The organism is Idiomarina aminovorans (genome assembly GCF_023155095.1).
Taxonomy (GTDB): domain Bacteria; phylum Pseudomonadota; class Gammaproteobacteria; order Enterobacterales; family Alteromonadaceae; genus Idiomarina; species Idiomarina aminovorans.
Window position 1 is genome coordinate 233486 of record NZ_JAKNDA010000001.1, and the last position, 20312, is coordinate 253797.

Annotated in this window: 21 protein-coding genes; 7 read left to right on the forward strand and 14 right to left on the reverse strand. The window is 45.4% G+C overall.

The genetic code is table 11. The features are described from left to right. The first annotated feature begins 4 nt into the window (after nt 1-4). The 7 genes from infB to L8G48_RS01160 all read left to right on the forward strand — a co-directional run bounded on the left by infB (nt 5) and on the right by L8G48_RS01160 (nt 8862). Nucleotides 5-2695 (forward strand): translation initiation factor IF-2, encoded by a 2691-nt coding sequence (gene infB, locus L8G48_RS01130; protein ID WP_248262777.1) that lies wholly within the window; start codon nt 5-7, stop codon nt 2693-2695. Between the two features lie 18 nt (nt 2696-2713). Continuing rightward, nucleotides 2714-3100: a 30S ribosome-binding factor RbfA gene (gene rbfA, locus L8G48_RS01135; protein ID WP_248262778.1), complete on the forward strand. Its 387-nt coding sequence runs from the start codon at nt 2714-2716 to the stop codon at nt 3098-3100. After that, a complete protein-coding gene (truB, locus tag L8G48_RS01140; protein ID WP_248262779.1) occupies nt 3100-4032 on the forward strand; it encodes a tRNA pseudouridine(55) synthase TruB in 933 nt (310 codons plus the stop codon). Before rbfA ends, truB begins: the two co-directional genes overlap by 1 nt. Before the next feature lie 96 nt (nt 4033-4128). Further along, a complete protein-coding gene (rpsO, locus tag L8G48_RS01145) occupies nt 4129-4398 on the forward strand; it encodes a 30S ribosomal protein S15 (protein ID WP_248262780.1) in 270 nt (89 codons plus the stop codon). A 180-nt stretch (nt 4399-4578) separates the two neighbouring features. Next, on the forward strand, nt 4579-6729 hold the full coding sequence (pnp, locus tag L8G48_RS01150; protein WP_248262781.1) for a polyribonucleotide nucleotidyltransferase: 2151 nt from the start codon (nt 4579-4581) through the stop codon (nt 6727-6729). A 121-nt stretch (nt 6730-6850) separates the two neighbouring features. Then, nucleotides 6851-7735 carry a lipoprotein NlpI gene (gene nlpI / locus L8G48_RS01155; protein WP_248262782.1) on the forward strand — a complete coding sequence of 295 codons (885 nt, stop codon included), beginning with the start codon at nt 6851-6853 and terminating at the stop codon, nt 7733-7735. Between the two features lie 11 nt (nt 7736-7746). Then, complete coding sequence (locus tag L8G48_RS01160; protein WP_248262783.1) at nt 7747-8862, forward strand: SEL1-like repeat protein; 1116 nt, start codon at nt 7747-7749, stop codon at nt 8860-8862. Nucleotides 8863-8875: 13 nt separating this feature from the next. Here L8G48_RS01160 and L8G48_RS01165 read toward each other — a convergent pair whose 3' ends face one another. The 14 genes from L8G48_RS01165 to L8G48_RS01230 all read right to left on the reverse strand — a co-directional run bounded on the left by L8G48_RS01165 (nt 8876) and on the right by L8G48_RS01230 (nt 20312). Further along, nucleotides 8876-9268: an MAPEG family protein gene (locus L8G48_RS01165; protein ID WP_248262784.1), complete on the reverse strand. Its 393-nt coding sequence runs from the start codon at nt 9266-9268 to the stop codon at nt 8876-8878. Between the two features lie 15 nt (nt 9269-9283). Further along, nucleotides 9284-10252 carry a lipoyl synthase gene (lipA, locus tag L8G48_RS01170; protein ID WP_248262785.1) on the reverse strand — a complete coding sequence of 323 codons (969 nt, stop codon included), beginning with the start codon at nt 10250-10252 and terminating at the stop codon, nt 9284-9286. Then, nucleotides 10236-10901, reverse strand: coding sequence for a lipoyl(octanoyl) transferase LipB (lipB, locus tag L8G48_RS01175; RefSeq protein ID WP_248262786.1), 666 nt, complete (start codon nt 10899-10901; stop codon nt 10236-10238). The genes lipA and lipB overlap by 17 nt, the downstream gene beginning before the upstream one ends. A gap of 44 nt (nt 10902-10945) precedes the next feature. Next, nucleotides 10946-11212, reverse strand: a complete 267-nt coding sequence (gene ybeD / locus L8G48_RS01180) for a DUF493 family protein YbeD (RefSeq protein ID WP_248262787.1) — start codon at nt 11210-11212, stop codon at nt 10946-10948. Nucleotides 11213-11224: 12 nt separating this feature from the next. Beyond that, on the reverse strand, nt 11225-12382 hold the full coding sequence (locus tag L8G48_RS01185) for a D-alanyl-D-alanine carboxypeptidase family protein (protein WP_248262788.1): 1158 nt from the start codon (nt 12380-12382) through the stop codon (nt 11225-11227). Nucleotides 12383-12444: 62 nt separating this feature from the next. Then, nucleotides 12445-13269: a septal ring lytic transglycosylase RlpA family protein gene (locus L8G48_RS01190; protein WP_248262789.1), complete on the reverse strand. Its 825-nt coding sequence runs from the start codon at nt 13267-13269 to the stop codon at nt 12445-12447. Continuing rightward, nucleotides 13256-14227 carry a lytic murein transglycosylase B gene (gene mltB / locus L8G48_RS01195; protein WP_248262790.1) on the reverse strand — a complete coding sequence of 324 codons (972 nt, stop codon included), beginning with the start codon at nt 14225-14227 and terminating at the stop codon, nt 13256-13258. Before mltB ends, L8G48_RS01190 begins: the two co-directional genes overlap by 14 nt. 14 nt (nt 14228-14241) lie before the next feature. Further along, nucleotides 14242-15360, reverse strand: a complete 1119-nt coding sequence (gene rodA / locus L8G48_RS01200; protein ID WP_248262791.1) for a rod shape-determining protein RodA — start codon at nt 15358-15360, stop codon at nt 14242-14244. Next, nucleotides 15347-17242, reverse strand: coding sequence for a penicillin-binding protein 2 (gene mrdA / locus L8G48_RS01205; protein WP_248262792.1), 1896 nt, complete (start codon nt 17240-17242; stop codon nt 15347-15349). Before mrdA ends, rodA begins: the two co-directional genes overlap by 14 nt. 8 nt (nt 17243-17250) lie before the next feature. Next, nucleotides 17251-17721 carry a 23S rRNA (pseudouridine(1915)-N(3))-methyltransferase RlmH gene (rlmH, locus tag L8G48_RS01210; RefSeq protein ID WP_248262793.1) on the reverse strand — a complete coding sequence of 157 codons (471 nt, stop codon included), beginning with the start codon at nt 17719-17721 and terminating at the stop codon, nt 17251-17253. Between the two features lie 3 nt (nt 17722-17724). After that, the gene (gene rsfS, locus L8G48_RS01215; RefSeq protein WP_248262794.1) at nt 17725-18042 is read right to left on the reverse strand and encodes a ribosome silencing factor; all 318 of its coding nucleotides are present in this window, start codon (nt 18040-18042) and stop codon (nt 17725-17727) included. Nucleotides 18043-18105: 63 nt separating this feature from the next. Next, entirely contained in the window at nt 18106-18735 is a 630-nt protein-coding gene (gene nadD / locus L8G48_RS01220) for a nicotinate-nucleotide adenylyltransferase (protein WP_248262795.1), read from the reverse strand. Beyond that, entirely contained in the window at nt 18732-19814 is a 1083-nt protein-coding gene (gene holA / locus L8G48_RS01225; protein ID WP_248262796.1) for a DNA polymerase III subunit delta, read from the reverse strand. The genes nadD and holA overlap by 4 nt, the downstream gene beginning before the upstream one ends. A 12-nt stretch (nt 19815-19826) precedes the next feature. Further along, nucleotides 19827-20312, reverse strand: coding sequence for an LPS-assembly lipoprotein LptE (locus tag L8G48_RS01230; RefSeq protein ID WP_248262797.1), 486 nt, complete (start codon nt 20310-20312; stop codon nt 19827-19829).

Below are 20312 nucleotides of genomic sequence, written 5' to 3' on the forward strand. Positions count from 1 at the left end.
GACTATGGAAGAAGTAACGCTCGATAAGCTGGCCAAAGATGTCGGTACAACAGTTGATCGTCTGGTTCAGCAGTTCGCTGAAGCGGGCATGACCAAGAAAGCGGGTGATTCTGTTAATGAAGAAGAAAAACAGAAATTACTGGCTCACTTGAACCGTCAGCATGGCGGCGGTGGCAGCTCTGAACCCAGCAAAATGACTTTAAAGCGTAAAACAAAAAGTACATTAAATGTTGGTGGTGGACGAGATGCTAAATCTGTTCAAGTAGAAGTGCGCAAAAAGCGGACTTATGTCAAACGTTCTGCAAGCGAAGAGCAGGAACGTGAAGAACAAGAACGTTTAGCACAAAAAAAAGAAGCAGAAGAAGCTAAACTTCGCGAAGAAGAGAAAAAACGCGAAGAAGAGCAACAACGCAAAGATGCCGAAGCGAAAGCGAAAGCGGAGCGCGAAAAAGCTGAGAAAGAAAAAGCTGAAAAAGAAAAGCTGCGTAAAGAAAAAGAAAAAGAGCGTCAAAAAGCAGAAGCTGAAAAACGTGCAGCTATGACACCTGAAGAACGTGAAGCAGCAGATAAAGCGAAAGCTGATGCTGAGAAACTGAAGCGTCAACAGGAAGAAGAAGCACGGAAAAAAGCAGAAAAAGAAGCGGAAGCGCAAGCGGATGAAGCTCGTAAACTGGCGAAAGAGAATGCAAAACGCTGGGAAGAAGAAGAGCAGAAACGTAAGCAGCAAGAAAAAGAAGAGGTGCATTTTACAACGTCTTCTACCGCTCAGGAAGCTGAAGACGCACAGGACTTTGATGAAGAGCGTAAAAGTCGTAAGCGTGGTAAAAAACGTCGTCGTAAAGATGAAGAAAATGATGAGTATTCACGTCGTGACAAACGTCGTAAAGGCGCTCGTCGTGGCTCGTCGCTACAACAGGGCTTTAATAAGCCAGCGCAGCCGGTTGAGCGTGCCGTCAGAATTGGTGAAACTATTACCGTGGGCGAGCTTGCCAACCGCATGGCAGTTAAGGCCGGTGACCTTATTAAGACCATGATGAAAATGGGCGAAATGGTTACGATTAACCAGATTCTTGATCAAGACACAGCTGCGCTAGTGGTGGAAGAGCTGGGCCATAAAGCTGCGTTAGTTAAAGATAATGCACTGGAAGAAGAAGTGCTTTCAGATCGTCACGAAGGCGGTGATGAAGCACCTCGGGCGCCTGTTGTTACGGTTATGGGTCACGTTGACCATGGTAAAACATCTCTTCTGGATTACATTCGTAAAGCCAAAGTTGCATCAGGCGAAGCGGGTGGTATTACCCAGCATATTGGGGCGTATCACGTTGACACTGATCATGGCATGGTCACTTTCCTGGATACACCCGGTCACGCCGCCTTTACCTCTATGCGGGCACGTGGTGCAGGCGCTACCGACGTTGTTATTTTGGTTGTTGCAGCAGATGATGGCGTTATGCCACAAACCAAGGAAGCCGTACAGCACGCGAAAGCAGCTGGTGTTCCATTGGTTATCGCTGTCAACAAAATGGATAAAGAAGGTGCCGACCCGGATCGCGTGAAAAATGAATTGTCTCAACTTGACGTTATTCCGGAAGACTGGGGGGGCGACGTACAGTTCATTCCTCTTTCAGCTCACACTGGCGAAGGTATTGAATCGCTGTTAGAAGCTATTCTTCTGCAATCTGAAGTATTGGACTTAAGAGCAGAGAAAACCGGTATGGCCTCAGGTATTGTGGTTGAATCACGCCTGGATCGTGGCCGTGGGCCAGTGGCAACCGTTCTGGTCCAGCGAGGCTTATTAAAACAGGGCGATGTTGTACTTTGTGGCCTTGAATACGGACGTATTCGCGCAATGCGTGATGAAACCGGTAAAGAAATTAAAGAGGCCGGTCCATCTATTCCTGTAGAGATACTCGGTTTATCGGGTGTTCCTCAGGCGGGTGATGAGGCGACCGTTGTCAAGGATGAACGTAAGGCCCGCGAAGTTGCTAATTATCGTCAAGGTAAATACCGTGACGTGAAATTAGCGAAACAGCAAAAAGCGAAACTTGAGAACATGTTTTCGGACATGACTGAAGGTGACGTTGCTGAGCTTAATATCGTTCTGAAATCCGATGTACAGGGTTCTTTGGAAGCGATTTCTGATGCGCTGACTAAGCTGTCGACCGATGAAGTGAAAGTAAACATCATTGGTAGTGGTGTTGGTGGTATTACAGAAACCGATATTTCTCTGGCTAGTGCTTCAAACGCTATTGTTGTTGGTTTTAATGTTCGTGCAGAAGCTGCGGCCAGAAAATTGGTTGAGCAAGAGAGTGTAGACTTGCGCTATTACAGCGTTATTTACGACTTGATTGACGAAGTTAAGGCGGCAATGAGCGGTATGCTTAAGCCTGAGTTCAAACAGCAAATTATTGGTCTTGCAGAAGTTCGTGATGTGTTTAAGTCACCTAAGATTGGCGCAATTGCTGGTTGTATGGTAACTGAAGGTATCGTAAAACGTTCTGCTCCAATTCGCGTACTGCGTGATAACGTGGTTATCTACGAAGGTGAGCTGGAGTCACTGCGCCGCTTTAAAGATGACGCACAAGAAGTTCGTAACGGAATGGAATGTGGCATCGGTGTGAAAAACTACAACGATGTTAAAGAAGGCGATCAAATTGAAGTCTTCGAAACCATCCAGATTGAACGTACGCTGTAATCAAGGACACCGTAATTTATGGCTCAAGAGTTTAGCCGTACCGAAAGGGTACGGCATCAGCTGCAACGAGAAATAGCAATGATTTTGCAACGTGAGATAAAAGATCCTCGCGTTAGCATGGTCACTGTATCTGACGTGGAGGTTTCTCGCGACTTAGCTTATGCCAAAGTGTTTGTTACCTTTTTTCAGGATGATGATGAGCAAGTGAAGCAGGCGCTTAAGGTGCTGAATGAAGCTTCTGGTTTTATTCGTTCTTTATTAGGGAAACGGATTAAAGCACGTATAGTTCCGCAGCTTAAGTTCCAGCACGATGCCTCGTTAAACGAAGGCATTCGTATGGGGAAACTGGTAGCGGAAGCACGCGAACAAGATAAGAAAAACAGCGAAAACAGCGGAGACGACTAATGTCTAAAGCTCGTCTACGCAAAGGCCGTGCAGTCACGGGCGTAATTTTACTGAATAAACCGCAGGGCATGAGTTCAAACCATGCCCTGCAACGTGTTAAGCGTCTGTTTAACGCACAAAAAGCCGGTCACACAGGTGCGCTTGATCCCTTAGCAACGGGAATTCTTCCCATATGCCTGGGAGAAGCAACGAAGTTCTCGCAATATTTACTGGATGCTGATAAAGCTTACCGTGTTGAAGCCTTATTAGGCATTAGGACGACTACCAGCGATGCCGAGGGTGAAGTTGTTGAAGAAAAGCCGGTAACCGTTAAAGCCAGTAATATCACTGATGCAATAAATGAATTTATCGGTGAACAAGAACAATCCCCTTCTATTTACTCTGCCTTAAAGCATGAAGGGCGGCCACTGTACTATTATGCCCGGCGAGGCATTGAGGTGCCGAAAAAAACGCGAATAATCACCGTATATTCCATAGGACTGTTGGGTATTCAGGACAACAAGGTGACCCTGCAGGTTAGTTGTAGTAAAGGGACCTATATCCGTACGTTAATAGATGATTTAGGCCAGCTACTGGGCTGTGGTGCACATGTATCGGTTTTGCACCGTAATGTGGTGGCAGACATAGATGAAAAAGCTATGGTGACTGCGGAGCAACTGGAAGCCGCTGCAGAGCAGGGGCACGAGGCTCTGGATAAACTATTGCAACCAGCCGACTTGCTATTAAGCAAGTTGCCTCAGGTTACGGTGACACAAGAACAAACGCGAGATTTTCTGCACGGCCAATCTGTTTCTTTGCCTCTGGAAGGAGTAAGTGAAGACGATGAATGGCGAGTCGTTAATGATAAGTCACAGTTTCTTGGCGTTGGTCGCGTAAAAAATGCTGAACTATGGCCTCGTCGCGTTATTGCATTAGAGCATGCGGATTTATAGTTGTTTTTATAATGGTTGGGGGGTACAATCCCCGCCTTCATATCGACGCTGAATTAGTGATTGGCGTCGATCATTTTGACAAACTTAGGAGTTACTATGTCACTAACTGTTGAACAGAAAGCTGAAATTGTAAAAGAATTTGGTCAAGGCGAGAACGATACAGGTTCTCCGGAAGTGCAGGTTGCACTGATAACTCAGAACCTGGCTGAATTACAAGATCATTTCAAATCGCATAAGAAAGACCACCATTCGCGCCGTGGTTTATTACGTATGGTTAGCCGCCGTCGTAAGCTTCTTGATTATCTGAAGCGTAAAGATGAAAAACGCTACGTAGCTGTCGTAGAACGCTTAGGTATTCGTCGTTAAGACAAGCGTATTGACAAGAATTTATGAAAAAGGGCCTTCTGGCCCTTTTTTTGTATTCTTTTTTAGGCGTATGGGTCTTAATTTTGTTCGGTTTCCCCTATACTGTACAGTGAGATAAATAAAGAGAGAAGACGAGTATCAATCCGGATGCTCTATATTTTGAAGGTAAAGGAAAGCAACGTGAATCCAATAACTAAACAATTTCAGTACGGTCAGCATACAGTCACATTAGAAACTGGCGTAATGGCACGTCAGGCGACTGGTTCTGTACTTGCCAGCATCGACGATACAACAGTATTAGTCACTGTCGTCGCAAAAAAAGAAGCACGTGAAGGGCAAAACTTTTTTCCATTAACGGTCAATTACCAAGAGAAAACTTACGCGGCCGGTAAAATTCCAGGTGGCTTCTTTAAGCGTGAAGGTCGCCCAAGCGAAAACGAGACTTTGACTTGTCGTTTAATCGACCGTCCAATTCGCCCTCTATTTCCTGATGGTTTCATGAACGAAGTGCAAGTTGTTGCCACTGTTGTTTCTGTAAACCCTCAAATAAACCCTGACATTGTTGCCTTAATAGGTACTTCAGCGGCGTTATCTATTTCCGGAGTGCCTTTTGCCGGCCCAATTGGTGCGGCACGTGTCGGTGTGGTCAACGATGAATATGTACTGAACCCAACCGCGGATGAGTTAGAAAACTCGAAACTGGATCTTGTGGTTGCAGGTACTGACAAAGCGGTATTAATGGTTGAATCAGAAGCAGAATTGCTGTCTGAAGACCAAATGCTGGGCGCTGTTATGTATGGCCATGAAGCTATGCAGGATGTGATCACAGCAATTAAAGAGTTTACAGCTGAAGCTGGCAAAGAAAAGTGGAACTGGCAGGCGCCCGTTAAAAACGAAAGCTTACAGACTAAAGTTCGTGAGCTGGCAGAGCAGGGTATTGGTGAAGCTTATCGTACAACTGATAAAGCCGAACGCAAAGGCAAGCTGGACCAAGTCAAAGAACAGATGGTTGAGAAGCTGACCGCCGAAGATGAAAACATAAACTTAGAAGAAGCTGGCGATATTTTCCACGATTTGGAAAGTGACATTGTTCGTAGCCGTATTCTTACCGGTGAAAAGCGCATTGATGGTCGTGACCCCGACATGGTGCGTGCTATTAGCGTTGCTACTGGTGTTTTACCGCGTACTCACGGTTCGGCTTTGTTTACCCGTGGCGAAACTCAGGCACTGGTAACAGCTACTTTAGGTACGGACCGTGATGCTCAGATGATTGACGAGCTGACCGGTATGAACACCAACCGCTTCATGCTGCATTACAACTTCCCTCCATACTGTGTCGGCGAGACTGGCATGGTCGGCACGCCGAAACGTCGTGAGATTGGTCATGGTCGTCTGGCGAAACGTGGTATTCAGGCTGTTATGCCAAGCCATGATGACTTCCCGTACACGATCCGTATCGTTTCAGAAATTACGGAATCTAATGGTTCAAGCTCAATGGCTTCAGTTTGTGGCTCTTCATTGGCATTAATGGATGCCGGTGTACCCATCAAGTCATCTGTAGCTGGTATCGCTATGGGCTTGGTTAAAGAGGGCGAAAAACACGTTGTTCTGTCTGACATCCTTGGTGACGAAGATCATTTAGGTGATATGGACTTTAAAGTTGCGGGTAGCACCGATGGTATCACTGCTTTACAAATGGACATTAAAATCGACGGTATTACCCGTGACATCATGGAAAGCGCTTTAGCCCAGGCTAAATCGGCACGTCTGCATATTCTTAAAGTGATGGATGATGCTATTGGTGGTCACCGCGACGAACTGTCTAGTTATGCACCTCGCTTTACCACCATTAAAATTGATCAGGACAAGATCAAAGACGTAATCGGTAAAGGCGGAGCGGTTATTCGCGAGTTGACTGAATCGACCAATACCAACATTGAAATTGGTGATGACGGCACTATTAAAGTGGCAGCCAGCGACCAGGCTGACGCCGATGCGGCTATTGAGAAAATCAAACAGCTGACGGCTAACGTTGAAGTTGGTAAAATTTATCAGGGTAAAGTGGCCCGTATCGTCGATTTCGGTGCGTTTGTAACGGTATTACCGGGTAAAGATGGTTTGGTTCATATTTCTCAAATCGCTGAAGAGCGTGTGAATGACGTCAATGAATACCTGAACGTGGGTGATGTTGTTCCGGTTAAAGTACTGGAAATTGATCGTCAGGGGCGTGTTCGTCTTAGTATGAAAGAAGCGGCTGAGAAGAAGGAAGAACCTGCAACTGAAGCTCCGGCAGAACCCGCTGCTGAAGAAGAGAATAAAAGCGAAGACTAATATAAAAGATATGACACGCTTTTTAAAAACCCCGTTTAACGGGGTTTTTTTATATCCGGCTTTTGCCTGTATGGCTCCGAATGTGGTGTAATATAAATCTAGACTTGTTTGAGGAAAAATTATGCCGATGCGCACTAATGTCACATTCATTGGAGCCTTATTACTATTGGGTTCGATGACGGGATGTGCTTCGCAAAGTTCAGTTAATCAATTGCCCGATAATGTGGTGCTTGTCGAGCCAGAGAGGGCAGAATTTCGTTATGAAATAGAGCTTGCACGTATTGCTCAAATGTTAGGAGAAGATCTTTCTCAAGAGCAACGTGGAGAACTCTATTATCGTCGTGGTGCCTTATACGACGCCGTAGGCCTCAGAACCTTGGCCAGAATGGACTTCACACGTGCTCTGGAATATAACCCAAGACTGGCGGATGCCTACAATTTTTTAGGTATTCAATACACACAGTTAGAAGAATTTGATTATGCGTATGAAGCTTTTGACTCTGCAATTGAACTGAATCCTGAACACCGTTACGCCTATTTGAATAGAGGCATAGCTGAGTATTATGATGCCAGAACCGAACTTTCCCAGGAAGATTTAGAGTATCACCTGAAAAAAGAACCTGGCGATCCCTACCGTGTTATTTGGCTGTTCTTAGCCGAACATGAAAATGATCCTGAACTGGCGCAGAAGAGTCTTGAAAAAAATAAGACTCAACTTGATCAAGCTGAGTGGGGGTATCAAATTGTTCAGTTGTATGCTGGTCAGCTCGCTGAAAAGGAATTCTTACAGCGTATGAGCCGCAACCTGGAAGAATCCGAAAAACTCTCAGAGCGCTTGTGTGAGGCTTACTTTTATTTAGGAAAGTATATGCAGATAAAAGGAGAACCACTTTCAGCGATGAACTATTTTAAATTGGCGCTAATGACAAATGTGTATGAGTTTGTTGAGCATCGTTACGCATCGGTCGAATTAACCCGTATCCGTAAAGCAATGCTTACCCGATAAAGAGTCAGCCGATGAAAAGACGGCTATTGATTTTGTTGGTGTTGCTGGGCGTAAACGGGTGGTCTCATCAGGTTTACAATCAGCAACAGCGGGTAAACTGGTTAGCACACAAGGGTAATGCCAAAGCACAGTATCAATTGGCCAATAGATATTGGCACAGTGGTAACCGAACTGTTGCCTATTACTGGTGGCAACAATCAGCAGAGCAACAACACCTTCCGGCTATAGAAAGCTTAATTAAAGAGTTTCCTCAGGCTACTAATGACTGGCTGCAGCTGGCTGCTGCCGCAGGCGATGCGGCGGCTCAACGTCAGGTCGCTAAGCATGAACTAGCGAATAGAAATGTTTCTCTGGAGCAATGGCAGCTTCGCTGGGAAACCGCGAACGAACCTTGGTTACAGCGACAAATCGCGCTGCTGAAACGTTATCAGGAAGCCGGACAATGTGAGATAAAAATTAATGTTATTGCCTCTACTGAGGGTGAAAAAGAACGTTATCTTGATTTTTTGTCGGCGGTAAAAAGCTCTCCTTTTGACAGTGAAAACTGGTGTATTAGCTGGAGGTTAGACCAACGTTTGTCTTGCGCGGGCATTACTGAACGCAATAGGGCTAAATGTAATTTTGATGCACAATTTGATAAGCATGTTGTGTTGGCCGATAAAGGCATAGCAAGTGCTGATAATCGCACCTTGATATTAACCCCCGATAGCTCAGAAAAGGTGATTCAGCATGAACTGGGTCACTGGATGGGATTTGCGGATGAGTATGAAATGACAAAGTCTCTTGCTCAAAAGTTTTGCCATGGTCGTTATGAGCATAAAAGCTTAAATATCATTGTTACAAAACAGGAGCAAAGCTATACGGCAGAGCAGGTTCAGGATATTTACCAGCGCTTACCCTGGAAAAAAGAAATTAACTCGTGGCATGAAATTGCGAGTTTCGAGGGTGATAACTGGCGTTTAGGAAGCTCTGAAAACGCTGTTACGGGGCTTTTTAAAGCAGATACCTGCAATGCTATTAATGGTAGGCAGGCCTGGCGTCCTGTTGATGTCAGTACTGCAATGGAACAACATGATACGGGCTTATGGCCTGCGCTTTATTTGAAGTTATTAATAAACCCTGAATAAAGAAACTTTAAGGTTAAACAGCAAGTGCAACCTGAGCCAGAATTAAGACCGGGCAGAGCGTTGCTAAAAACCAAATAAGTGAACGAAGCTTGTCGTAGTTGCTTAAATAAGCGATATGATAAAGCACTCTTAGTACAATAAATGCAATACTCAGAAATTCAATTCGCTCTGTTATTTGTGAGGTTGACAGAGCGGCTAAAATAGCCGCTGCGAAGAGAGGAAAGGCTTCATAAGCATTGTAGTGACCGGCTACGGCCCGGGCCCCACGCCCAAGCAAGCGTTGCTGTTGAGCCCTGGGGTGTTTATTGTCGTAACCATTGTCACGATTCTGAAAATAAACGACAGGAGCCTTGGCTAAAATAGGCAAAACTCCGGCAATCAGTAAACACCACAGTAAAAGGCTCATGATCATTATGTCCTGTTAGCGTACGGTTTCACCCGCTGCCTGTAAATCAGCGTGGTAAGAAGAGCGTACTAACGGACCACTGGCAATATGGCTAAAGCCCATTTCAACGCCGGCAACACGCAGTTCTTCAAACTCATCGGGGTGTACGTAGCGAGCAACCGGGATATGGTGACGACTCGGTTGCAAATATTGGCCGATAGTCAGCATATCGACATCGTGCGCGCGAAGGTCTTTCATTACTTCCAGTATTTCTTCTTTGGTTTCACCAAGACCGACCATAAGCCCCGATTTCGTCCGAATATCAGGACGCGCCTCTTTATATTTTTGCAGCAAATCTAATGACCACTGGTAGTTTGCGCCAGGACGCGCCGCTTTATAAAGACGAGGTACGGTCTCAAGATTGTGGTTAAATACATCAGGCGCTTCATCTTTAAGAATATCCAGTGCAACCTGCATCCGACCACGAAAGTCTGGCACCAGTACCTCTACCTGAATGTTGTTTTCGCTGTGCTTACGAATGGCGCGAATACAGTCCACAAAGTGCTGAGCACCACCATCGCGCAAGTCATCACGGTCTACCGAAGTAATAACCACATATTTTACTTTCATGTCGCGAATGGTTTCTCCCAGCTTTTCCGCTTCTTCTGGATCAGGCGGAAGAGGGCGACCATGAGCAACATCACAGAAGGGGCAACGTCGTGTGCAGATGTCACCCAAAATCATAAAACTGGCGGTGCCGTGGTTAAAACACTCGGGTAAATTTGGACAGGAAGCTTCTTCACAAACAGAGTGCAAACCATGGCTGCGCATTGCTTGTTTAATTTCATCAATACGCTCAGTTGAAGAAGGCAACTTAACCTTCAGCCATGACGGCTTGCGTAACATCTGGTCGCGTTCTGTGGGAATTATCTGTACTGGTATCAGTGCCATTTTATCGGCGTCACGCATTTTGACACCAGGTTCAACTCTAACTGGCTTTGACATAATCTTGAGCGAGTCCCATTTGTTGAAGAATGTTGCTGTAGGAAACTGAACTAGTGAAGTGTTTTATCACTGCATCAGCCGCGTCACTAAAGCTTTCAGGACCATTAAGATCCTTGGTTTGAATCATTTTTATTCCAGATAAACCGCACGGATTTATCCGCGAAAAAGGTTCCATATCCATATTGACGTTTAATGCCAATCCGTGGAAAGAACAGCCTTTTCGAATACGTAACCCTAAAGAACAGATCTTATCCGTATCGACATAGACACCCGGAGCATCGCGCCGGGCGTTAGCGTCAATACCGTAATCCGAAAGGGTTTCAATAACGGTATTTTCAATATGATTAACTAACTGACGGACACCATAGTTAAGACGACGAATATTAAGAAGAAAATAGATAACCAACTGACCCGGACCATGATAGGTAACCTGTCCGCCTCTGTCGACTTGAATAACCGGAATGTCACCCGGAGCTAATATATGCTCAGCTTTACCAGCTTGCCCCTGAGTAAAGACAGGCTCATGTTCAACTACCCACAACTCGTCGGCAGTCTCTTTGTCTCGCTGATCAGTGAACTTCTGCATAGCATGCCATACGGGTTCGTACGGCTGCCTGCCTAGCTCACGAATAATTAAAGTATCATTCATGTTTACATTATAACGGTTGTCAGCAATAACGGCTAGCCCTACTCCTACAGAACATATCGAACATCTTCAATATCAGACAAAGACCGATAGAGAATTTCGATATGTTGCTGGCTTTCGACACGCACCGCAACCGAAATTGAGTGATAATTTCCTTTACTGCTTGGTTTTACTGAAGGGCTATAGTCACCAGGAGCATGCTCTTGTAAAACTTCTACAACTTGATCCGGAAGGCTGTCACTGGCAACCCCCATCACTTTAAAAGTGAAGTGACAAGGGAAGTCAACCAGCTCATTAAAGTGCGTTTTTTGCATCTATCTTAACCTTTATTTTTCAGTAAACTGTTGCTTAATGTAATCCATGATTTTCTTAAAGAAGCCACCTTCTTCAACGGCTTGCAGCGTTACTAGCGGGAACGATGCTATGTCTTCATCATTTAACTGGAGGTAAACTGTTCCAACATGTTGCCCTTTTGTCAGGGGCGCCTGCAACTGCTGTTCAAGTTCAAAGTTTGCTTTTAACTTATCACGTTGACCTTTCGGTAAAGTAATAACAACATCTTCACTAATACCCAATTCAACTTCGTCTAAATCGCCGCCCCAAATACGTTGAGAGATAAAGCTCTCTCCGGCACCATAGGCTTTGACAGTTTCGAAATAGCGGAAACCGTAATTCAGCAACTTTTTGCTTTCTACTTTGCGAGCTTGTTCACTGCCGGTTCCCATTACGACCGCAATTAAACGGGTACCGTCTTCAATGGCTGATGTGACTAAATTATAACCTGCCTCGTTAGTGTGGCCGGTCTTTATTCCATCCACATTCAGGCTACGGTCCCAAAGCAGTGAGTTTCGGTTGTATTGCTTAATATTATTAAAAGTGAAAGATTTTTCGGCGTAGAGTTTATACTCATCAGGTGTTTCTTCTATGAGGGCAGTAGCTAACGTTGCCATATCACGCGCAGAAACATATTGGTCAGGGTCAGGCAGTCCATGACTGTTAGCAAATTGACTGTGTTTCATACCAATCTGTTCAGCATAGTTATTCATTAGGTCGGCGAAAGCGTCCTCACTGCCGGCGATATGTTCAGCCATAGCGACGCAGGCATCGTTACCTGAAGAAATAATAATGCCCCGGTTCAAATCTTCGACACTGATTTCTTTGCCAACTTCGATAAACATTTTTGATGACTCTGGGAAATTCTTTGCCCAGGCATTTTCGCTAATGGTAACCATGTCCGTTGAACTGATGCGTTCTGCCAACATTTCTTTACCAATGATATAACTTGTCATCATTTTGGTCAGACTAGCGGGAGGGAGACTTTCATTAGCATTACCCTGGGCTAAAACTTTGCCCGTAGTATGATCGATAAGGATGTAAGCTTTTGCGTTAACCGACGGTGCATTGGGAACCAACGACTGAGCGGCAAAACTGACTGAACTGAAGAGAAGGGTTACGACGGTAAAAAGGTGACAAATTTTTTTCATTGGAATTATCTTTATCTTATCGGTCAAAAGGTGAATCAAGTGCGTAAGGGAACCGGATTATATCAGTTCTGACGCTCAGCGTCAGGAGTATCAATCGGACTTTGTGCCGCCTTTACGCGAAAAGCTTCAGGGTATCCAGAAGAGCGTATCTGTTCGAGTAAATCACGACTTTGTTCTTCAGAGAAAGGCCCCAGCATTAACTTATGTAGACCATGAGTGTGTTCAGTAGTTGCAATTTTTTGAAACTTTGGCGGTAAGTCGTGTTTTAATCGCGATAAACGGTCAATATTTGAAGAAGCGGCTAACTGTATATGGTAACTCGATTGGTGCGTATTTGTGGTCTTCTCAGTTAGCATCGGCGTATTGAAATTAATTGCCTCGACTCTTACTGGCGCTGTTCCGCTATCCAGCATATCCAGTTTGTAAGCTGCAGCAAATGAGAGATCGATGATACGCTCAGGATGAAATGGACCGCGGTCATTCACCCGAACGATAACACTATGTTCATTTCGTAAGTTCGTCACTTTAACATAAGTAGGCAAAGGCAGGCGTGTATGAGCTGCGGACATACTGTACATGTCGTAATACTCGCCATTTGAAGTAAGGTGCCCGTGAAACTTATTGCCATACCACGATGCGTAACCTTCCTCGACATAACCGGCAGCACTTTCCATAACGTTGTAATGATTGCCCAGCACCTGATAGTCGCGGTTGCCTTGAGGGCTCATTGGTTCATGAACGGGAACGGCATTGCGCAACTCCGACTCATTGGGTAAACGGGTCGGAGCGCTGTCAGTGTGTTGGCTGTATCGGCCGCCCGGAGCGCTTGAGCAGCCGCTGAGAAAAAATGCGCTCAGTATAAAAATGAATAAACTACTCCACTTCATTTTTAAGTTGCTCGCTGAACTGGAAAACCGCCATAGCGTAAAGTGGGCTGTGATTGTATCGTGTAATGACATAGAAGTTGTTGTAACCCAGCCAATATTCATGGGCTTCTTGCGTTTCAAATTGGAACACTCGCACTTTGGTGTCATCATTGACTGCCGCATGGTCCGGAAGTTCATAGCCTTTACGCTTTATCTCAGAACGTTCGGTATTGGGTTTCATACCGTCACCAACCAGAGCTTTCCAATTCTGCGTCTCAGCTAAAGGTTGTGCGACCGGTTGACCTTGCTGCCATTTATGTTTCGCAAAGTAGTTAGCCACACTGCCGATGGCATCAATTGGGTTGGTTAAAATATCCCGCTGCCCGTCATCATCAAAATCAACGGCATAATAACGGTAACTGGAGGAGATAAATTGGCCAAAGCCCATAGCACCTGCATAAGAGCCTTTGGCTTCAGATACGTCCCAACCTTCCTCTGAAGCTAATTGAAAAAACTCACTCAGTTCAGAACGGAAGAACTTTTGGCGGGGCGGATAATGGAATCCTAAAGTATACAGTGAATCCAGTACTGAATACTTACCCATATAATTGCCGTAGAAAGTTTCTACGCCAATTATGGCAACGATAATTTGTGCCGGAACACCGTATTTTGCTTCAGCTCGTTCTAAGGTCTCTTTATGCTGTTGCCAAAATTTAAGACCTGCCTGAAGGCGTTTTTCGGTTAAAAATATGGGGTAATACTGGTGCCAGGGTTTTGCTTCCCAGGGGCGTTGTATTGCTTCAAGTACGTCGTCATTTTTTTGTGCCTGTTTCAGCCATTGACGAACTTTATTTTCATCAAGTTGGTGTTGCTCAACTTGCTGCTGAATAAATTCTTCAACTTCTGGTGATTGTTCTTGAGCGTTTGCGTATAAACTAGTCGTTGTGGTCAGCAAAACTAACCCAAATAAAGCGCGCATAAAGTTCTCCTGTGCTAACCATCTTTCATAACTAAGCGATGATGGGTGGCTATAGACATCAACATGCCAAAGCCTGCCATCAGTGTCACCATCGAGGTGCCACCGTAACTAATTAATGGTAATGGTACCCCAACCACCGGTAATAGTCCTGAAACCATACCAATATTTACAAACACATAGACAAAGAAAGTCAGAGTCAGTGAGCCCGCTAATAATTTACTGAAAATATCCTGAGTTCGCAGCGCTATAACGAACCCACGCAAAATGATAAATCCGTACAATGCCAGAAGAATCAAGACGCCGGTAAGACCAAACTCTTCACTAAAAACGGAAAAAATGAAGTCAGTGTGGCGCTCGGGTAAAAATTCAAGTTGGGATTGCGTTCCTTGTAACCAGCCCTTGCCATCTATACCACCCGAACCGATAGCGATTTTTGACTGGATAATATGGTAACCAGCACCCAGCGGATCGCGTTCAGGGTTCAAAAAGGTAAGCACTCGCTGACGTTGATAGTCATGCATAAGGTAGAACCAGAGAACCGGGGTTAAAGCTGCAACGCTAATCCCTGCCGCCGTAACGAGCTTCCAGCTAAGACCGGCCAGGAAAATAACGAAAACGCCTGCACAGGCAACCAATAAAGAGGTTCCTAAGTCGGGTTGCCGTGCAATAAGCAGGGTTGGAATAATGACCAGAATTAATGCACCAAATAACCGATAAATTGATGGCGGGATAGGCCGTTGATTCATGTACCAGGCGAGCATAAGGGGCATGGCAAGCTTCATTATCTCTGATGGTTGAATGGTCATGGGGCCGATATCGAGCCATCGTTGTGCACCCTTACCCATTTCGCCAAAGACCAGTACGGCAACTAGCAGCAGTACGCCCGCAATAAAAGCCGGAACAGTGAATCGTGAAAGCGCGCGAGGCGGAATTTGTGCTACCACAAAAAGAACCACAAAAGACAAGCCGATGCGTATAGATTGCCGCTCTACAACAGCAATATCCTTACCGGCCGCACTAAAAATAACAAATAAGCTGGCAACCGAAAGCAGTACCAACGGCAGAAGTAATGGCCCATCTATATGCAGCCGTTTTAATAGTGAGGTCCGTTGGCGTTCTTCAGTGGTCAGCATCGATTTCTACCTGCTGTTTTTTTTCATTATTAAATCGGGAATGCCAAAGATCGAGCATTTTTCGTGCTACTGGTGCGGCAATGCTGCCGCCGCCACCGAGTGAATTTTCAATAGCAATAACAACGGTGACTCTGGGCTTATCTGCAGGCGCGTAGCCGACGTACATCGCGTTATCCCGATAACGTTCGGCAATGTCTTCTGCGTTGTACTCTTCTTCCTGACCCAGGCTTTTGACCTGAGCGGTTCCTGTTTTTCCGGCTGAGGAGTATGGAGCATCCGCAAATGCGCGCCGCGCGGTGCCTTTGGGTGCCATATTGACATTACGCATGCCTTTCTTTACCGCATCCCAGTAATCGCTGTCGGACAGTGTTAAAGGTTCGCGTTGAGTAATTAATGCTTGCTCGAATACCCCATCCTGCATTTTTCCGCGAAGCAGGCGGGGAACAAGGTGCTCGCCTTTATTAGCAACCATTGCGGTGGCAACAGCGAGTTGCATAGGTGTTGCTGTCCAGTAACTCTGGCCAATTCCAACTGACAGAGTTTCGCCAGCGTACCATGGTTGGCCGAACCTGGCTCTTTTCCAGCCCCGCGAGGGCATCAGAGCGGAAACTTCCTCGTGAATATCAATACCGGTTTTTTCACCAAAACCAAATTTACCCATGAAGCTTGAAATCTTATCAACGCCTAGCTTCAGTGCTAAGTCGTAATAAAAGGTATCGCAGCTTTCGGTAATTGCCTTCTCGATATCGACCCAGCCATGCCCCCACGCAAGCCAGTCCCGGTAACGTCTGTCGACCCCTTTAATTTCAAACCAGCCGGGGTCCCATATTCGGGTTTCTTCGGTAATAGTGCCGTCCTCTAAACCTAATAAACCGATTTGAGCCTTAATGGTTGATGCCGGGGGGTAGGCTCCTTGAGTAGCACGGTTAAGCAGTGGACTTTGTGTCGAGTTTAGTAATGATTGATATTGTTTAACTGAAATACCATTGACGAACCAGTTCGGATCATAGCTGGGAGTACTAGCCATTGCTAGGATGCCACCTGTGGTAGTATCCATCAGAATAATTGAACCTCTTTGCTGACCGAGTAATTCGGCTGCTTTTCTCTGCAGTTCAAGGTCAAGCTCTAACACAATATCCTGTCCGGGTTCGGGTGCCTCAATGCTAAGCGTTCTTACGGCCCGTCCGCGGTTATTCACCTCGACACTTTGATAACCGACTTCGCCGTGCAGATCCTTTTCGTAATATTTCTCAATGCCGAGTTTGCCGATGGTGCGACTTGCCGCGTAGTTTGCTAACTCTCCGCTATCTCGTAATCTGTTAACGTCGTTACGATTAATTTTTGCTACATAGCCGACGGCATGGGTTAATAATTCTTTATGCGGGTAGTTTCGTATCAAGCGTGCTTCAATACTAACTCCGGGGTACTTGTGTTGTTGCGCGGCAAAAATAGCCAGTTGTTCCTCATTGATATCATCAAGTAACGGAACATTATTAAATCGCCGCTGGTTTTTAAGGTTGCGGTAAAACCGTTTAATCGCGGTATCAGGAAAGTCGAGTAATTGTTGCAGTTCGCTTAACGTATTCTCAAGGTCGTCGATTTCTTCAGGGGTAACATCCAGGCTGTAAACAGGTGTGTTTTCTGCTAAGAGAACGCCATTACGGTCGTAAATTAAGCCTCGGTTTGGAGCCAGAGGTAATAATTTAATCCGGTTATCGTTAGAACGCGTCTGCAGTTCATTGTGTTCAATAACCTGCAAGTGGTACATGTTAGACATTAAAGCCACAAAGGCAGCCACAACAATTACCATCGCGACTAAGACGCGGCGGCCAAAAAGGGCTGCTTCAGTATCGTGATCACGTATGTGGGTGCGATGACGCATTATTATTTTTATTCTCTATGGTACGGATGATTGTTATTCAGACTCCATGCCCGATATAGGCTTTCGGCGACGATTAATCGCACGACCGGGTGAGGCAGAGTCAATTTAGACAATGACCAACGTTGTTCGGCAATAGCCAGACATGCGTCGGAAAGGCCTTCAGGCCCACCAATCAGCAGAGTGACATCTCTGCCATCCATTTGCCATTTTCCCAGCTGTTGAGCAAGCTTTGGGGTATCCCAGGCTTGGCCTGTGACCTCTAAAGTAACAACTCGGTTTCCTTTGGGTATTGCCTGAAGAAGCAATTTACCCTCCTGCTGCATAACACGCTTCAAGTCAGCCTTACGAGTCCGCTTCTGCGCGGCTATTTCATGCAAAACCAGTTTGCAATCCGCCGGAAACCGCTTTTTATATTCGTTAAAACCTTCAGTAACCCACGTGGGCATTTTCGTGCCAACAGCGAGCAATTGAATTTGCACTGACTAGCCCCAGAGTTTTTCTAATTGATAGAAGTCGCGGATGCTGTCCTGCATAACGTGCACAACGACGTCACCAAGGTCAACTAATACCCATTCTGACTGTTCGCCACCTTCCACACCAATAGGCGGTGTTCCAGCATGTTTCGACTCTGTGGCGACATGTTCAGCAATGCTTCGTACATGCGTTTTTGAACTGCCAGAGCAGATAACCATATAGTCAACAACGTCAGTTTTATCATGAACATCTAAAATTTGAACGTCACGACCTTTAAGGTCATCGATTTTATCAGTGACAAATTCACGCAATTCTTCTGCCTGCAAAAGATTTTCTCCGATCTAAGAACTAAAACCCGAAGTTTAACAGAAATTAAGAAAAGTGTTCAGTCACAAATACAGCTGATGTTCTTTTATATAGTCATAAACATTGGTCGGTAATGGCAGATTCGATTCGCGGTGTTGCAACTGTTGACGAAGTTCCGTGGCAGAAACGTCAATCATTGGGGTTTGTGCAACATACAGTAACCCTGAAGTTCGCTGACTTAATTTATCTTTAACCTCGGTCAAATGGCCAGAGATAAAATCTTCCAACTCTTGGTCTTGAGGAGCAAACGAGACTCCGGCTCTTGGCATAACGACCAGGTGAGCATGCTCTATGAGTTGCTGCCATTGATGCCAGCGATGAAGGCTCATTAAAGAATCCATGCCCATGACAAAGAGTAGCGTATCGTTTGGATAACGAGTTTTAAATTCACTTAATGTGTTGGCGGTATAAGAACGCCTGTCTTGTTTTAATTCCCAGTCCTCAGCATTAAAAGCGGTGTTTTGTTGGCAAGCCAAATCGACCATTTCAAGTCTTTGTTTTGCGCTGGCAATGGGTTGTGGACGGTGCGGTGGTAACGCACTTGGCATCAAAGACAAGGTTGAAATGGTAAGTTCCTGGACCAGCGCTGCCGCTGTTTCTAAATGACCATTATGGATAGGGTCAAAAGTACCACCGAAAATTGCACGTATCATAATTGAATAAGCTGCTCGTTTGGCTCAATACCATGATTTAACGCAGAAAGAGCCTGACTGACGGCGTTTGCATTGCTACAGCAAAGTAAGCTGAGTAAATGCGTTGTTAAGATAAGCGGCGACTCTCCGCTGTCCAGTTTAAGTGCCGCTTCTATTCTCTCAACCAGCCGCTGAGCATCCAATAATGTTTGTGGGCTTAGTTGAGTAGCACGCTGGTGATAGCCCGGTTGTTGATTAGGCCAGATCATAAGTTGTCGAAACAGAGCGGTTGTATCAGCCTGTGCTTGCTGGGATTTTTGCAGGGCGGTCAGTAACTGAACTTCGCGCTGTAATATCCAAATGAGTCTGTGAAAATCATTTTCCTCGTCCAGCAAACGACTCAGCCGGTGCAATGCTCCTTCAAAGTCTTGCTGTTGGATGCTTTCCTGCAGTGCGAAAACACTAAAACGGCTGACATCATCAATCGATTCTTTTAAAAAAACGTCTGTAATAATCCCATCATTTGTTAACAACTGCCATTTACTGAGTTCCTGATCTAAAGCCAGTAAGTTTCCTTCAAACCAATCGGACAGTTTTTCTGGAACACCGGCCTCTAACGTCAGTTGATAACGTTGCGCTCTTTGATGAATAAAAGCAGGTAACTGAGACTTATCGGGGCTTTGGGTGCGAACCAGCGGACCGCGCTGGGCCAAAGCTTTAAACCAGCGGCTATTCTGTGTTTCTTTCTTAAGTCTGTCGCCAATAACTATCAGTATTTCGTTTTCTGTCTGGTTTTTTGCGTATTCAGTTAACGCCGCTGAACCATCTCTGCCTGGCTTATTTTCGGGTAACTCAAGTTCCAGTAGACGTAAATTACCAAACAGGCTCATAGACTGCTCGCCCGACGCCAGCTGCTGCCAGTCAAAGTCTTTACTTTGTAGCCAATGTATTCGTTCAAGATCGTCACTGGTTATATGCTTACGAATACTGGAAAGAGCGTCGTTCCTGAGCAGAAGGTCATCACCAAATACCAGCATGACAGGAGGAACCCCGTTTTGCTGCAGGTAATTTTCGAGCTTTTCAGGGTAAATAGTCTGCATGGTCTAAGTAACTTACTCCGACATTTCGAAGATAATTTGCTGCAGAATAAGTCGAGAGGCTTCCGCCCTCATTTCATCTACAAGCATTTCACGCTCACGTGTTTTTGCCAGCACAAAGTTGGGGTCATCCTGATAGTCCCGGGCTACTTCAACTTTACGTTCAAGCAAGAGTTGCTGTTTTTTAAACAACTGATACTTGACCTGATACAACAACTCATATTCAGCAACCTGTCCACTTTCGAACAACGATAAAGTTCTTCGCTCTAGCTTGTCGGAGATAAGACGAACGGTAATAGGCTGATTTGTGTCGGAAACCTGAATACCTGAATACGTAAAGCGTTGCTGCATGTGCTCATTTAACTCCTTAGACACCTGGCTCTGCAATGACACAGACTGAAGTGTTTCTGGTAGTTGGTAATTGCCACGAAGCTGAAAGCCACAACCGTTAAGAGTGGCTATCAGTAGCAGAGTGAGCGCAAGGTTTAAGATAACGCGCAT